Here is a 13,374-nt window from a genome sequence, read left to right as displayed (position 1 = left end):
CAACGGCAACAGGGAGAGCCAGCATGACCAAGCGGATTTGGGGCGTAGTGCTTATCGCGCTCAGCGTTTGCAGCGCCGAAGCGAAGGCAAAAAATCAGGGCCACGGCACGCTAAACCTGGGCGGCGAGATCGTCGAAACTCCCTGTGGAATTGCCGGCGAAAGCCTGGACCAGACCGTTGATTTCGGGCTGATATCCATGACCGACGCCGCATTGGATACGCAGCCGGTACTGATTGGAAGCCGCCGCAACTTTGAGATCAAGCTGGTGAATTGTGAATTGGCCAGCCAGGTAAAACCCGACTTTATCTACCGCGCCGCCACCGTCACCTTCGACGGCACGGCTGACAGCCGGGATCCCGAGTTATTGGCCGTTTACGGCGAAGCGAAAGGCGTGGCCATTGAGCTGCTGACCGCTGCCGGTACCCCGATCCCGCTGGGTAGCACCACGGCGGATTATCAGATTGTCGCCGGCGACAATACGCTGCGCTTTAGCGCTCAGCTACGTATTAACCCTGACAGGGCCAGAGCCGGTGGATTCAGCTCTCTGGCGAAATTCACCCTGTCTTATCTGTAGCGCCTCGTTAGGTGGGTGCCTTTCACAGGGCACTGAATGACATCACGTATTACGTATTCAGGTCGTACAGGATGACCTGCTATTGAGCGCGGATTTGCCATGAGTGATTATTCTATGACGTCATTACTGACACGGAAAAAAATACCCCTCACCGTCATCCTATCTTTCCTCTGGGCGCATTCGGCTTTTTCCGCCACGGAATTTAATACCGACGTATTAGATATTGGCGATCGCAGCAAAGTGGATTTATCGCGTTTTTCCGACGCCGATTACGTCATGCCGGGTGCCTATCTGCTGGATATCAAGATCAACCAGAAAACTCTGCCGCAGCGCAGCATCCAGTATTACCCGTCGCCAGACAAAAAGGATCGTTCTCGCGTCTGTTTACCGCCGGATCTGGTCGAGAAAATGGCGCTGAAAGAAGAAGTCCTCAAAAAAATCACTCTGTGGCACGACAACGGCTGCGCCGATATCAGTGGCATCAAAGGAGCGACCATTTCCGACCGCATTGGCGGGGGCGTGCTGGCGATCACTATTCCACAGGCCTGGATGAAATATTCCGATCCGGACTGGACACCACCGGAACAGTGGGATGACGGCATCCCTGGTTTGTTGCTGGACTACAGCATCAGCGGCCAGGTCGGTAAGCAGAGCCACAATAACAACACCGCAGAAAACCTCAGCAGCTACGGGACGGTCGGCGCCAACCTGGGTGCCTGGCGTCTGCGCGCCGATTATCAAGCCAATTACAATCAGCAGGCCGGTCAGCGTGACAGCAATTTCGACTGGAACCAGATTTACGCCTATCGCGCACTGCCGATGCGGGCCGCCAAGCTGACCCTCGGCGAAATCTTCCTCGATTCGGACGTGTTCGACTCCTACCGCTTCACCGGCATTAATCTGGCCAGCGACGAGCGCATGCTGCCGCCAAACCTGCAGGGCTATGCGCCGGAAGTGCGCGGCATTGCCAAAAGCAACGCCAAGATAACCGTGTCGCAAGAAGGCCGCACGCTGTATGAAACCACCGTGCCTGCGGGCCCCTTTGCCATTCAGGATCTCAACAGTTCGGTACGCGGTCGGCTGGATGTGAAGGTAGAAGAACAGGATGGCAGCGTATCGACCTTCCAGGTCGACACCGCCACTATTCCTTACCTGACGCGCCCCGGTTATGTCCGCTACAACGTCGCCGTGGGCAAGCCCTCGACTTACGATCACCGTACCCAAGGGCCGCTGTTCTCCGCCAGTGATTTCTCCTGGGGGTTAACCAGCGCCTGGTCGCTGTACGGCGGCGCGTTGCTTGGCGGCGATTACAACGCCTGGGCACTCGGCCTGGGCCGTGACCTGAACGTGTTTGGCACCATGTCGGCGGACGTGACGCAGTCTATCGCTCGCTTGCCCAATGAGCCGACTGCCAGTGGGCTATCGTTCAAGGTCAACTACGCCAAGCGCTTTGATGAGATGAACAGCCAGATCACCTTTGCCGGCTACCGCTTCTCACAGCGCAAATTCATGAAAATGTCGCAGTATCTGCAGGAACGCTACAACGATGACGACGAGCGCTACGACGGACGGCAAAAAGAGCTATACACCATTACCGCCAGTAAAACCTTTATGGCGGAAGACAGCGCCAAGGCGATCACCGTTTACCTGACCTATTCGCACCAAACCTATTGGGATGCCAGGGCGCAGGATCGTTACGGGTTATCCACCAGCAAATTGTTCAGCGTCGGCGATATCAGCAACATCACCGCATCGCTGTCGGCCTATCGCACGACTTATCACGGCCGCAACGACGACAGCGTGATGCTGAACTTCAGCGTACCAATTGGCGATCGCCGCCGTATCGGCTACTCGCTGCAAACCAGCAACAGTGACGTGACGCAGATGGCGTCTTACAACGACTACACCGATCCGAACAACACCTGGCAGGTGAGCGGTGGCTTTAACCAGGCCGGCAAATCGCTGGCCCGGGGTTACTACAGCCATAACGCTTCGTTTGGCTCGCTCAACGCCAGCGCCTCTTATCAACAGGACGGCTATTCGTCGCTCGGCGGCACCTTCCGCAGCGGCATTACTGCTACCCGACATGGCGTAGCCGCACACCAGAACTCCAGTAACGGCGGTAGCCGAATGATGCTCGATACCGACGGCATCGCCGGGGTGCCGATCAACAACGGCCGCGCCTACAGCAACCGCTTCGGCCTGGCGGTGATCTCCGACATCACCAGCTACTACAACACCGACACCCGCATCGACGTCAATACGTTGGCGGACGACGTGGAAGCCACCCGAGCCGTCGTCCAGGGCACGCTGACCGAAGGCGCCATCGGCTATCGCCACTTTGAGGTGGTAAAAGGCAGCAAGCTGCTGGCCACCATCAAACTTGCCGACGGCAGTGAGCCACCATTCGGTGCCACGGTACTGAGCGAGCGTGGCCGTGAAGTGGCCGTGGTGAACGACGGTGGCTCGGTCTACCTGACTGGCGTGCAGCCGCAAGAGCAACTGGACGTCGCCTGGGAAGGCCAGCGTCAGTGCCGCATTGTCATACCGGGCGCCGCCAAGCCGCTGGATCAGCTACTGCTGCCGTGCGCCAAACTGTAATCCGTAACGCAGAGAATTGATGATTATGAACAACGTTCCGTTAGCAAAAATGGCCACGCTGGGCCTGGCATTAGCCGCTGCAATCCCCGCCGCCAACGCGGCGATATCGCTGGATCGCACCCGTGCCGTTTACCTCAGCGACGCGAAATCGATCAGCCTGAATATCGTCAATGAAAACAAAGAACTGCCTTTCCTGGCGCAGTCCTGGCTGGAAAACGAGCAGCACCAGAAAATCACCTCGCCGCTGGTGGTGTTGCCGCCGTTGCAACGGGTAGAGGCCAACGAACGCAGCGTGGTGCGCATCACCAAGACGCCGGAGGCCGATAATCTGCCGCAAGATCGCGAGTCGGTGTTCTATTTCAACCTGCGGGAGATCCCGCCAAAAAGCAGCAAAACCAATGTGATGCAGTTGGCGCTGCAAACCCAGATCAAACTGTTTTATCGCCCGAAGGCTATCGTCGCACCAAAAGGAGAAGTGTGGCAGGAGAAGCTGGTGTTTCACAAAAGTGTCGGTGGTTTCACCGTTGAAAACCCAACACCGTTTTATATCACCCTGACCGGGATGACCCGTCAGACGCAGAAACAGGGCGGCGGCGCACTGGGTGGCTTCCAGCCAGTGATGCTGAAACCGAAATCCAGCGAAACCCTCAAGCTGAGTGACAACGGCCTCAACAGCTTTGTCGTCACCTATATCAATGACTACGGCGGTCACCCGGAGCTGCGCTTCGCCTGTAACGGCAGCGTATGCAACGCCGTGCCCGAGACCAAAAAATAAGGAGATTCCGCATGGCTGAATTCACCGGCGGCCGCCTGCGGCCCCTGCTGATCGCCGCGCTGCTGGTTAGCGGCAGCGCGACGGCGGCAACGCCACTGGGCGTGATCCAAGGCACCACCGGCACCGTCAGCTTTCATGGCGGCCTGCTCAGCTCCCCGTGCAGCCTGACGCCGGACAGCCAGGATCAGTCGATTGATTTGGGTGATGTTAACGCGCGCGATTTTCAAAACGCCGGCGATCAGAGCACGCCGGTGCGTTTTCGCCTCTCTTTCCGCAACTGCCTGCTGGGGGCCAAAGCCTTGGCAGATAACCCGGCAGGACAGCGCAACGGCGATGCCGGGCAGCTCTATTTGCAGGGTGAACAGGCCGCCACGCTGGTGTTTCTCGGCGAAAGCGATATCAACAACCCTGACCTGCTGAAACTGAACGGCGGCGTACAGGGCATCGGCCTGCGTTTGAAAGATCAGCAGGGCCATGCGCTATCGCTCAACCAGCAGAGCCGGCCTTACATTCTGCAGCCCGGCAGCAATACGCTGTGGTTCAGCGCCAGCGTGGAATCCACGCAGCGGGCGGTGATGGCGGCCGGTTTTTCCGGCGTAGCGCACATTCAGGTGATTTACCTGTGAGGTTCACAAACGTGATGAAAAAAACCTACCTTAACTCCTGCCTGCCGCTGGCACTGGCGCTGACGGCTCCAGCCGTGTGGGCCAACGGCTATGTCACGCCGGACGGCGGAGCGAAACAGTTTTATATCGACCTGAATGAAAGCAATATCACCAACAAGGTCGGTTTTACCAAAGAGTTTCCCTATTCGTTAGGCGGCACTTATACCGGCAAGGTCTATTGCGACACCCCGATCCCCGTTAGCCCACACTTTTATAAGTCGGATTCGGCATTGCCTGCGTCCGAATACGGCAATGGCTATTTAAAACTGAATGACTTCCTGGACTTGAAAGCCGAAGTTTGGATCGCCGGCAATAAAAACGCCTATATCACCGTACCGTTTTATAACGAGTCCAATCTGCTCAACCAGCACTCCTGCAAACCGCCTTATTTGCAGGTCAATAACTATGGCAGTGGCTCCAAAGGAAAAATCACCTTCCGGGTACGCAAAAAAATCATCAATGGCGTGCAGATTAACGACCGGCAAATCATCGAGATGTATGGCCGGTTAGGGTCAACCGACGCAGGCTTTGGCCCTAACCCGATGGCGCAGGTATTTATTCAGTCCGCCATTTTGTATGTACCAGATAAGTGCGTGGTGAATGAAGGCCAGCTGATCAGCGTCGAATTTGGTGAAATCAGCGGCAGTAACCTGAACGGCACCAGTTATCCACAAAACATTCCGGTGCGCTTCCAGTGTGAAGGCGGCAGCTTTGAGGACGGCACGTTGAATATCAAGCTGGCGGTCTCCGGTACCCCAGCGCCTTTCAGCAACAACGCGTTTAAAACCGATAAAACCGATCTCGGCATCGAGATCAAACATAACGGTAGCTTGGTGATCCCGAATGAGTTTTACCCGGTGCCCAATATCGGTAACGGCGGTAGCTGGAATTTAGTTGCCGCACCGTTGGCCAACGGCGGCAAGGAAATCGCGGAAGGGGAATTTAACGCCTCAGCCACCATTGTGGCAGCCTTCGAGTAATTCAGGGAGAAACAGACGATGCGTTTACGCGCTTTAGCGATGCTCAGTTGCACGCCCTTTTGGTTTACAACATTGCCGGCTCTGGCAGATACCGAGTTGGTCGGTTCTCCGCTGCAGTTCCACGGCACCGTGGTGAGCCGGCCGTGCAATATTGAGCCGCAATCGGCCGATCAGTTGGTGAAGATGGACACGATTATCGTCAAAACGCTATACCGCTACGGCCATAGCACCCCGGTGCCGTTCAACATCAAGCTGACCGACTGTAAAACGTCGGTATTCAAATCCGTCAATGTCACCTTCAGCGGTACCGAAGACAGCGAGCTACCTGGCAAGCTGGCGATTAATAACGGCACCAACGGTGCCGCCATCGCCCTGTTTGACAGCAAAGGGGCCGATATTGATTTGAACCAGGCCACCAGCGCGATGGCATTGCAGGACGGCGCCAATATTCTGAATTTCACCGCCTATGTGCAGGGCCACCCCAGCGCGATACAGAATAAAACTATTACCGAGGGCGAGTTCAGCTCGGTGGCCAATTTCGTTCTGGCCTACCAATAGGCCCGGCGTCTGCAGGAATAGTGATGATATCCAAACCCAAAACAGCCTGGTTATTCGGGCTGGCGGCGTTTTATTGCCTGATTGCCATGCATATTTACTGGCCCAATCGCGGCGGCAGCGGTTTTTATCTGCCGTGGAATCTGGTCGGGGGGATATTTATCGCCCTGACTAGCCTCGGCACCATGCTGTTTTGCCGACCGCCGCTGGCGGTCTCCGGCTTTTTTAACCGGCTGGCGCTGGGGGGACTGATTTTATTTTTGCCGCTGCTGTGGGCGCAACAACCCTGGCTAAGCGAAGTCCTACCGCGCCTGATGGGTTTGGCGCTGGGTATCATGGCCTACTTCGCACTGTTGCAGATCCCGCTCGATCGCCAAGGGCGGCGCAGGCTGCTGACTCTGTTACTGGCGGCAACGGTGATCGAGGCCCTGTTCGGCCTGGTGCAATACAGCCTGCTGCAGCCGGGCAACTGGATCGGCTATAACAGCCTGAAAAACCGCCCTTACGGTATCTTCCAGCAGTGGAACCTGATGGCCAGCTTTATGGCTACCGGCCTGGCGCTGGCACTGTATCTGCTGAGCACCCGCCGCACTTTGTCGCGCAGTCTTCAATGGCTGGCCGCCGCCATGCTGCTGCTGGCACCGCTGTTGTTGGTCGTTATTGCCTCACGCGTCGGCCTACTGGCTGCCCTGCTGCTGTCACCGCTACAACTGTGGATGCTATATCGCCTTAATCGCCGCCGCGCCACCCTCTCCCTGTTGCTGCTGCTGACCGGGGTAGCCGCCGGATTACTGCTGGTGCAGCTCAACGGGGCGACGCGGGCGGTCACAGTGACAGAGCCGATTTTCTACCGGTTGGCTTATTGGCAAGAAGCCCTGCGCATGATCGCCGAACGCCCGTTGTTTGGCTGGGGTTACGGCCATTTTCAGCACGATTTCCTGCATCATTTCTACACCACCCGCAATAGCGGAATGGAAAGCGTCGCCATCAGCCACCCGCACAACGAAATTTTACTGTGGGGCATCGAAGGTGGCCTGCTAAGCCTGAGCGGCATTGCCATGGTTGGCTGGGGATTATGGCACTTACTGCAACGCACCCGAGTATTGCCACTGCGCCCAGCCCCCTGGATGGCGGCACTGCCGATCCTGTTGCATATGATGGTGGAGTACCCGCTTTATCTTTCCGCTGCCCACGCCGTGCTGCTACTGGCAATCTTGCGCGCGGGTGACATACGCCGCCGTTGGCGGTTGCCTCTTCGGCCACAACAGACAGTGCGTCTGCTCACCGGTGCCGCGGCCTTATTGATCCTGCCCTATCTGCTCAACGGTCTGCACAGTGCGCTGATCATTACTGCGGTAGAGAAAACCGGCCTGCGGCAGTTTGGCCCCATGAGCCGGGTGATAACGCCGACGCCCTGGCAGGTACGTTATGACTACGACGTCCAGTTACAGCGGCTGCTGCAATATCCGCAAACCCGCGATGCCGCCACGTTGCTGAATTACCGGCAATGGGCAGAAAACGAAATCCGCGTGCGGCCAGACGCCAATATCTACATCAATCTGGTGACGGTCAGCCGCCTACTGCAACAACCCCAGCGGGCCGCCGAACTGCAACATCAGGCTCGTCGACTGTTCCCGCACGATATGCGTTTTGAGGAGTAATCATGCTTAATATTCAGTTCACCCTACTGGGCAGCGATAACTTTTATCAATTCGGCTTACGGCTATTGCTGGAAGGATATCTGTATGACCTGAACACCAGCAGCCGTAGATATTCGGTCGATCTGCAAAATCTGGAACCGATAGAAATCGTGTTTCGTACTCTGGAAGAGGCTTGCGGCTGCGCACGTTGCTATCAAAGCCCGCACCAGACACCTCGTCACCGGCAAATGACTGTGCTGATCCTTGATGATCGCGACACCCGTTATTCACACGCCCATCCGGCGCTGTTCAGCATTAACCGTCGTGACACTACCGCGACGATCCGCAACAAATTGCAGATGGCGCTGGAACAGTTTTGCCAACAACCCTGGGTGGCATTGCATGCAAGCGGTATCTGGAAATGTCGGCAGTGTCGCATCGCCGCCCTAAGCAGTTGCGAGAAGAAAGTGCTGAGACTGATGAGCACCGGCATGTCCGCCTGCACCATCGCCGGTATGCTGCACCGCAGCCAGAAGACCATCAGCGCCCATAAGCGCTCGGCGATGCGCAAACTGAATGTGCGCAAAAACACCGAGCTGAACAAAATGCTGTTAAATCAGATGGGATTAAACTGACAGCGGTTTCTTTTGCAGGAAAATCTCCGCCAGCATGCAGCGTGCGCCACCACCGCCAAGATCTTCAATAATGTCAATTGGCCCCAGCGCCAGCCGGGCATAGTCGCCTATCAGCGCCTGCTGTTGCGGGGTGAAACTGGCCCAGGCGCGGGTCGACATGGCATAGACCGGGCAATCGTCCCCGGCTCGCAGTTCCAGTACGTTGCAGGCGAAGGCTTCCATCTGAGTGAAACTGACGTCAATAATGGTTTTCCCGCTGCGTTCCAGCGTTGCGACCAGCGCGTTTTTTTGCGCCTCGCTGCGAATACTTTCAAGGCAAATTATGGCGTATTGCACTCCGACACTCATCATCACATTGGTGTGATAGATCGGCTGATTATTAGCATCCACGGCGTCAAACCAGACAATCTGATAACCCGAGTGGCGCTCAAATTCGTGGCCAACCTCCGGCGAGCTGCGGGACGACTGGCAGCAGTAAGCCAGCCGGTGTTGACGATCCAAGATCAGCGAGCCGGTGCCTTCCAGAAAGCGCCCGGCCAGCTCGTGGGCAGAAAGATCGACACGCCGTTCAACCACAAAGTCATTGGCGAGCTGCGCAATAATGTCCTGGCGACGCTCTCGTCGTCGGTTGACGGCTTCCATCGGAAAGGTGAACAAGGTGCCGTCCGCCATCAGGGCAATCCAGTTATTGGGAAATAATGCGTCCGGGGTTTCCTGTCCTTCAATCTCATCCATCACCCTGACGTCGACACCGGCCTGCCGTAATGCATCAACGTAGCCGTTAAAGGCAATGACGGCCCCAGCAGCATGATCCTCATGTTCCTCGGTGATTTTCTGGAAAAAATTGCTGTGCCGGGTTTCCGGATTAGCGGTAAAGCCAGACGGCCTGATCATAAAAACGGATTGGGTGGTTTGCATGTTATTTATCACCGGGTTCAGGATTAGCCAGGGGCTGGCGTGACACCATTATGGATAATCAATTTGAAACCAGTCAGTGTGAAAAACGATTAAATTGCTCTATATTTTTACAAATTGCCACAACTCATTGACACATTGCCAACATGAATGATACCGATCGCCAAATCCTCGCGCTGCTGCGCGAAAACGCCCGAGCCTCCATCACCGAGCTCGCCAACAAGGTGCGGGTTTCCCGCGCTACGGTGCAAAAAAGAATTGAGGCACTGGAGGCACAGGGGATCATTACCGGCTATACCATCCGCATTAAACCGGGCGTGGAGCATAACCGCATCCGCGCCTGGATGTGCGTGGCGGTAGAAGGCACCAAGGCACCCAGCGTGTTGCAGCAACTGCGCGGTGAACCTTCGGTCTTCACCCTGCACACCACCAACGGCAAGTGGGATATTCTGGTGGAGATCCGCACCGACAGCCTGGAGAGCTTCGATAAAATTTTGGGCCGCATCCGGCGCATTGCCGGCATTGCCGGCACCGAGACCAGCATCCTGCTGTCGACGCATAAGGCTTAACGGTTCACGGCAGGTTTGACTATCCCAAATTTTAAACAGGCAATACCGCAGATAATGAATAAAAAACCCAACAGCTTGGGGGGCGATACCGACTCATTAAACAGCAGATAACTCAAAGAAACGATCAGCACAATGCCAATGCCTTCCCATAGCGCATAAGCAATGCCCAGGGGAATGGCCCTGATTGCTTTAGCAAAGAAAAACTAGGAAATGCATATCACTATTAATGTAATAAGATGAAGTTTATCGCACTGATAGACCTGCGCGTATTTAATGAAAATGGTTCCCATTACGGCTTTGTTGAATTAATCGGATTTAGATAAAAGCGCCTCCCATCAACTGGCAGAAGCGCAATCTATATTGCCACTCGCCAGGCTTTACTGCCCCTGTACTGCCAGCGCCTGAGCGCAGGCCCAGGCCGAGCTCCAGGCCCACTGGAAGTTATAGCCCCCCAACCACCCTGTCACATCCACCACTTCGCCGATAAAGTACAGACCCGGTACCTTGGTGGCCTCCATCGTCTTGGAAGACAGCTCTTTGGTATCCACACCCCCTAGCGTCACTTCCGCCGTGCGGTAGCCTTCGGTGCCGTTGGGTTGCACGCGCCAATTCTGCAAGGTTTCTACCAGCGCAGCCTGCTGCGTCGGGTTCAACTGTTTCAGCGTGACTTCCGGTAATTGCCCTAACGTCTGCAGGCACTCCACCAAACGTTTCGGCAAGTGCAATGCCAGGGTATTTTTCAGGCTTTGATTCGGGTGTGCCTGGCGTTGTTCGTTGAGGAATCCCGCCAAATCAAGCGCAGGGAGTAAGTTAACACTTACAAACTCACCAGGTTGCCAGTAGCTGGAAAGCTGCAATACCACCGGGCCGGACAGGCCGCGGTGGGTGAAAAGCAGGCTCTCGCGGAAGCTGACGCCGTTTTCGGCAGTGATCACCGCCGGCACAGAGACGCCAGACAGGGTTTGCAGGTGTTCCAGTAGCGGTTTATGCAGCGTGAAAGGCACCAGAGCGGCGCGCGTCGGCAGCACTTTCAGGCCAAACTGCTCCGCCAGCTTATAGCCAAACGGCGTCGCACCCAGTCCCGGCATCGACAGACCGCCGCTGGCCACTACAAGTGAGCGAGCACTCACCTTCTCGCCATTCAGCGCCAGTTCGAATCCTTCCTGCGTTTTTTCCACCGCCAGTACTTCGCTGCGCAGGCGCGTCGTCACCTGGCCGAGTTCACACTCTTTGACCAACAGTTCGACCACCTGCTGTGCCGAGTCGTCGCAGAAAAGCTGCCCGAGCGTTTTCTCGTGGTAGGCAATGCCGTGGCGGTTAATCAGATCGATAAAATCCCACTGGGTGTAACGCGCCAGTGCCGATTTACAAAAATGCGGGTTATTGGACAGGTAAGCGGCCGGTTCGGTGTACATATTGGTAAAGTTACAGCGTCCGCCGCCGGACATCAGGATTTTGCGGCCCGGTTTTTTGCCGTTGTCTAGCAGCAGTACCCGGCGACCGAGTTGCCCTGCCTGCGCCGCGCAAAACATACCCGCTGCGCCCGCACCTATCACCACGACATCAAACTGTTCCACCTGCGCCTCTCTATAAAAACCACAATCGCGACAAAAGGCCGCCATATTACGCCGAATCGCCACCGGTAACCGGCAACTTTACGGCGGCAGATTGTAAAGCCATGGCGCCGACAACGCCATAGTAAGAAAATATTACAGCGGGCCAAACAGCATAACGCGCTGATATTTCATATCTTTGTCATGGCAACGCCATCATTTCGTCATATCTAAATCAAAAAAACGTCATATTTTCCTTTTCCCCAGCCCCGGTTGTCACGGATAATGCGCGGCGTTCATGTCCACAAACTGGCGTAACGCTTATGCTGCATTTGTTCGCTGGCCTGGATTTCCATACCGGCCTGATGTTAATTCTCGCATTGTTGTTCGTGTTGTTTTATGAAGCCATTAACGGTTTTCATGATACGGCCAATGCGGTTGCTACAGTAATTTATACCCGTGCCATGCGCTCGCAACTTGCGGTCGTGATGGCTGGTTTGTTCAACTTTCTTGGCGTAATGCTCGGTGGTTTGAGTGTTGCTTACGCCATTGTTCACCTGTTGCCAACAGATCTGTTGTTGAACGTCAGTTCAGCACACGGATTAGCCATGGTCTTTTCCATGCTGCTGGCGGCTATCATCTGGAACCTCGGCACCTGGTATTTCGGTCTGCCGGCCTCCAGCTCTCATACGCTGATTGGCGCAATTATTGGTGTGGGTTTGACCAACGCACTGATGACCCACACTTCGGTGGTGGATGCGCTTAACGTCCCGAAAATGATCGGTATTTTCCTGTCATTGCTCATCTCGCCGCTGGTTGGCATGATGGTCGCCGGGTTGATGGTGTTTGCCTTGCGCCGCTATTGGAGTGGCACCAAGAAACGCCAGCGTATCCACATGACCCCTGCGGAACGTGAAAAGGTCGACGGCAAACGCAAGCCGCCGTTCTGGACCCGTATCGCTCTGATCCTGTCGGCTATCGGCGTTAGTTTCTCGCACGGCGCCAACGACGGCCAGAAAGGTATCGGCTTGATTATGCTGGTGCTGATCGGCGTTGCGCCGGCCGGCTTCGTGCTCAATATGAATGCAACCGGTTATGACATCACCCGTACGCGTGATGCCGTGGCCCACCTACAGCAATATTACGAGCAGCACAGCGATGCCCTATCGCACGTGGTCGCCCTCACTCCGCTGGTGCCAAGCCCGGACGAGGACGTATCGCCGGATAAACCCGTCGAGTTCCACTGTGACAGTGCCCGCGCCATGCCGGCCATTCAGCTTACCTCCGGGTTGCTGAACAATCTGCAAAGTTACGATCAACTCTCGGTAGAACAGCGCAGCCACCTGCGTCGCCTGCTGATGTGCGTAACAGACACCGCAGACAAGATTGCCAAGCTGCCGGAAACCTCGAGCCAGGACCAACGTTTCCTGAAAAACCTGCGTCAGGATCTGCTGCAAACCGTTGAGTATGCACCGATCTGGATTATCGTCGCGGTTGCTCTGGCGTTGTCACTCGGTACCATGGTCGGCTGGCAGCGTGTTGCCACCACCATTGGCGAGAAAATCGGTAAGAAGGGCATGACCTACGCTCAGGGCGTGTCGGCTCAGATGACCGCAGCCTTATCGATTGGTGTCGCCAGTTATACCGGTATGCCGGTTTCCACCACCCATGTGCTTTCTTCGGCAGTAGCCGGGACCATGATCGTGGACGGCGGCGGCGTACAAAGCAAAACCGTGAAGAATATCCTGTTGGCCTGGTTGTTGACCCTGCCAATATCGATTCTGCTTTCCGGTTCGCTGTACTGGTTGGCGCTTAAGGTGATCTAAGCAGTTTGCTCCATGTGAAAGGCGGCCCAGGTGGCCGCCTTAGGTTGCTGACAAAGCAGGAAAAAGCGTGGTTTTTCCTGCTTTG

The 13,374-nt window shown here is 55.9% G+C and carries 12 protein-coding genes and 1 pseudogene; 10 read left to right on the top strand and 3 right to left on the bottom strand.

Going from position 1 to position 13,374, the window contains the following annotated elements:
* Window positions 1-23: 23 nt before the first annotated feature.
* The 8 genes from ACUTSU_RS22330 to ACUTSU_RS22295 all read left to right on the top strand — a co-directional run bounded on the left by ACUTSU_RS22330 (window position 24) and on the right by ACUTSU_RS22295 (window position 8,426).
* Window positions 24-575 carry a fimbrial protein gene (locus tag ACUTSU_RS22330; RefSeq protein ID WP_445652720.1) on the top strand — a complete coding sequence of 184 codons (552 nt, stop codon included), beginning with the start codon at window positions 24-26 and terminating at the stop codon, window positions 573-575.
* 99 nt (window positions 576-674) lie between these two features.
* The gene (locus ACUTSU_RS22325) at window positions 675-3,176 is read left to right on the top strand and encodes a fimbria/pilus outer membrane usher protein (RefSeq protein ID WP_445652721.1); all 2,502 of its coding nucleotides are present in this window, start codon (window positions 675-677) and stop codon (window positions 3,174-3,176) included.
* 49 nt (window positions 3,177-3,225) lie between these two features.
* Window positions 3,226-3,951, top strand: a complete 726-nt coding sequence (locus tag ACUTSU_RS22320) for a fimbrial biogenesis chaperone (protein WP_445652771.1) — start codon at window positions 3,226-3,228, stop codon at window positions 3,949-3,951.
* An 11-nt stretch (window positions 3,952-3,962) separates the two neighbouring features.
* The gene (locus tag ACUTSU_RS22315) at window positions 3,963-4,577 is read left to right on the top strand and encodes a fimbrial protein (RefSeq protein ID WP_044554827.1); all 615 of its coding nucleotides are present in this window, start codon (window positions 3,963-3,965) and stop codon (window positions 4,575-4,577) included.
* A gap of 14 nt (window positions 4,578-4,591) precedes the next feature.
* A complete protein-coding gene (locus ACUTSU_RS22310) occupies window positions 4,592-5,596 on the top strand; it encodes a fimbrial protein (protein ID WP_445652772.1) in 1,005 nt (334 codons plus the stop codon).
* A gap of 18 nt (window positions 5,597-5,614) precedes the next feature.
* The gene (locus tag ACUTSU_RS22305; RefSeq protein ID WP_445652722.1) at window positions 5,615-6,154 is read left to right on the top strand and encodes a fimbrial protein; all 540 of its coding nucleotides are present in this window, start codon (window positions 5,615-5,617) and stop codon (window positions 6,152-6,154) included.
* Window positions 6,155-6,177: 23 nt separating this feature from the next.
* Window positions 6,178-7,812: a Wzy polymerase domain-containing protein gene (locus tag ACUTSU_RS22300; RefSeq protein ID WP_445652723.1), complete on the top strand. Its 1,635-nt coding sequence runs from the start codon at window positions 6,178-6,180 to the stop codon at window positions 7,810-7,812.
* A gap of 2 nt (window positions 7,813-7,814) precedes the next feature.
* The gene (locus ACUTSU_RS22295; protein ID WP_445652724.1) at window positions 7,815-8,426 is read left to right on the top strand and encodes a response regulator transcription factor; all 612 of its coding nucleotides are present in this window, start codon (window positions 7,815-7,817) and stop codon (window positions 8,424-8,426) included.
* On the opposite strand, the gene ctlX is transcribed toward ACUTSU_RS22295, so the two are convergent.
* On the bottom strand, window positions 8,418-9,344 hold the full coding sequence (ctlX, locus tag ACUTSU_RS22290; protein WP_445654736.1) for a citrulline utilization hydrolase CtlX: 927 nt from the start codon (window positions 9,342-9,344) through the stop codon (window positions 8,418-8,420). The two genes, ACUTSU_RS22295 and ctlX, sit on opposite strands and share 9 nt — an antisense overlap.
* Window positions 9,345-9,487: 143 nt before the next feature.
* Here ctlX and ACUTSU_RS22285 point away from each other — a divergent pair, with 143 nt between their 5' ends.
* Window positions 9,488-9,910 carry an Lrp/AsnC family transcriptional regulator gene (locus ACUTSU_RS22285; RefSeq protein WP_445654735.1) on the top strand — a complete coding sequence of 141 codons (423 nt, stop codon included), beginning with the start codon at window positions 9,488-9,490 and terminating at the stop codon, window positions 9,908-9,910.
* On the opposite strand, the pseudogene ACUTSU_RS22280 reads toward ACUTSU_RS22285, so the two are convergent.
* Window positions 9,907-10,098 (bottom strand): annotated as a pseudogene (locus tag ACUTSU_RS22280) (DMT family transporter); the annotation flags it as partial. The gene ACUTSU_RS22285 and the pseudogene ACUTSU_RS22280 overlap by 4 nt on opposite strands.
* Before the next feature lie 189 nt (window positions 10,099-10,287).
* Window positions 10,288-11,487, bottom strand: coding sequence for an NAD(P)/FAD-dependent oxidoreductase (locus tag ACUTSU_RS22275; RefSeq protein ID WP_445652726.1), 1,200 nt, complete (start codon window positions 11,485-11,487; stop codon window positions 10,288-10,290).
* A 299-nt stretch (window positions 11,488-11,786) separates the two neighbouring features.
* Here ACUTSU_RS22275 and pitA point away from each other — a divergent pair, with 299 nt between their 5' ends.
* Window positions 11,787-13,289 (top strand): inorganic phosphate transporter PitA, encoded by a 1,503-nt coding sequence (pitA, locus tag ACUTSU_RS22270; protein ID WP_445652727.1) that lies wholly within the window; start codon window positions 11,787-11,789, stop codon window positions 13,287-13,289.
* Window positions 13,290-13,374 lie beyond the last annotated feature (85 nt).

Source organism: Serratia sp. NA_13, from assembly GCF_052691735.1.
This window is presented reverse-complemented; position numbering and strand designations above follow the sequence as displayed.

Coding starts and splice junctions, on each gene's coding strand:
- pitA (WP_445652727.1), top strand. CDS start 11,787: ATGCTGCATTTGTTCGCTGGCCTGGATTTCCATACCGGCCTGATGTTA.
- ACUTSU_RS22285 (WP_445654735.1), top strand. CDS start 9,488: ATGAATGATACCGATCGCCAAATCCTCGCGCTGCTGCGCGAAAACGCC.
- ACUTSU_RS22315 (WP_044554827.1), top strand. CDS start 3,963: ATGGCTGAATTCACCGGCGGCCGCCTGCGGCCCCTGCTGATCGCCGCG.
- ACUTSU_RS22300 (WP_445652723.1), top strand. CDS start 6,178: ATGATATCCAAACCCAAAACAGCCTGGTTATTCGGGCTGGCGGCGTTT.
- ctlX (WP_445654736.1), bottom strand. CDS start 9,344: ATGCAAACCACCCAATCCGTTTTTATGATCAGGCCGTCTGGCTTTACC.
- ACUTSU_RS22295 (WP_445652724.1), top strand. CDS start 7,815: ATGCTTAATATTCAGTTCACCCTACTGGGCAGCGATAACTTTTATCAA.
- ACUTSU_RS22320 (WP_445652771.1), top strand. CDS start 3,226: ATGGCCACGCTGGGCCTGGCATTAGCCGCTGCAATCCCCGCCGCCAAC.
- ACUTSU_RS22305 (WP_445652722.1), top strand. CDS start 5,615: ATGCGTTTACGCGCTTTAGCGATGCTCAGTTGCACGCCCTTTTGGTTT.
- ACUTSU_RS22310 (WP_445652772.1), top strand. CDS start 4,592: ATGAAAAAAACCTACCTTAACTCCTGCCTGCCGCTGGCACTGGCGCTG.
- ACUTSU_RS22325 (WP_445652721.1), top strand. CDS start 675: ATGAGTGATTATTCTATGACGTCATTACTGACACGGAAAAAAATACCC.
- ACUTSU_RS22330 (WP_445652720.1), top strand. CDS start 24: ATGACCAAGCGGATTTGGGGCGTAGTGCTTATCGCGCTCAGCGTTTGC.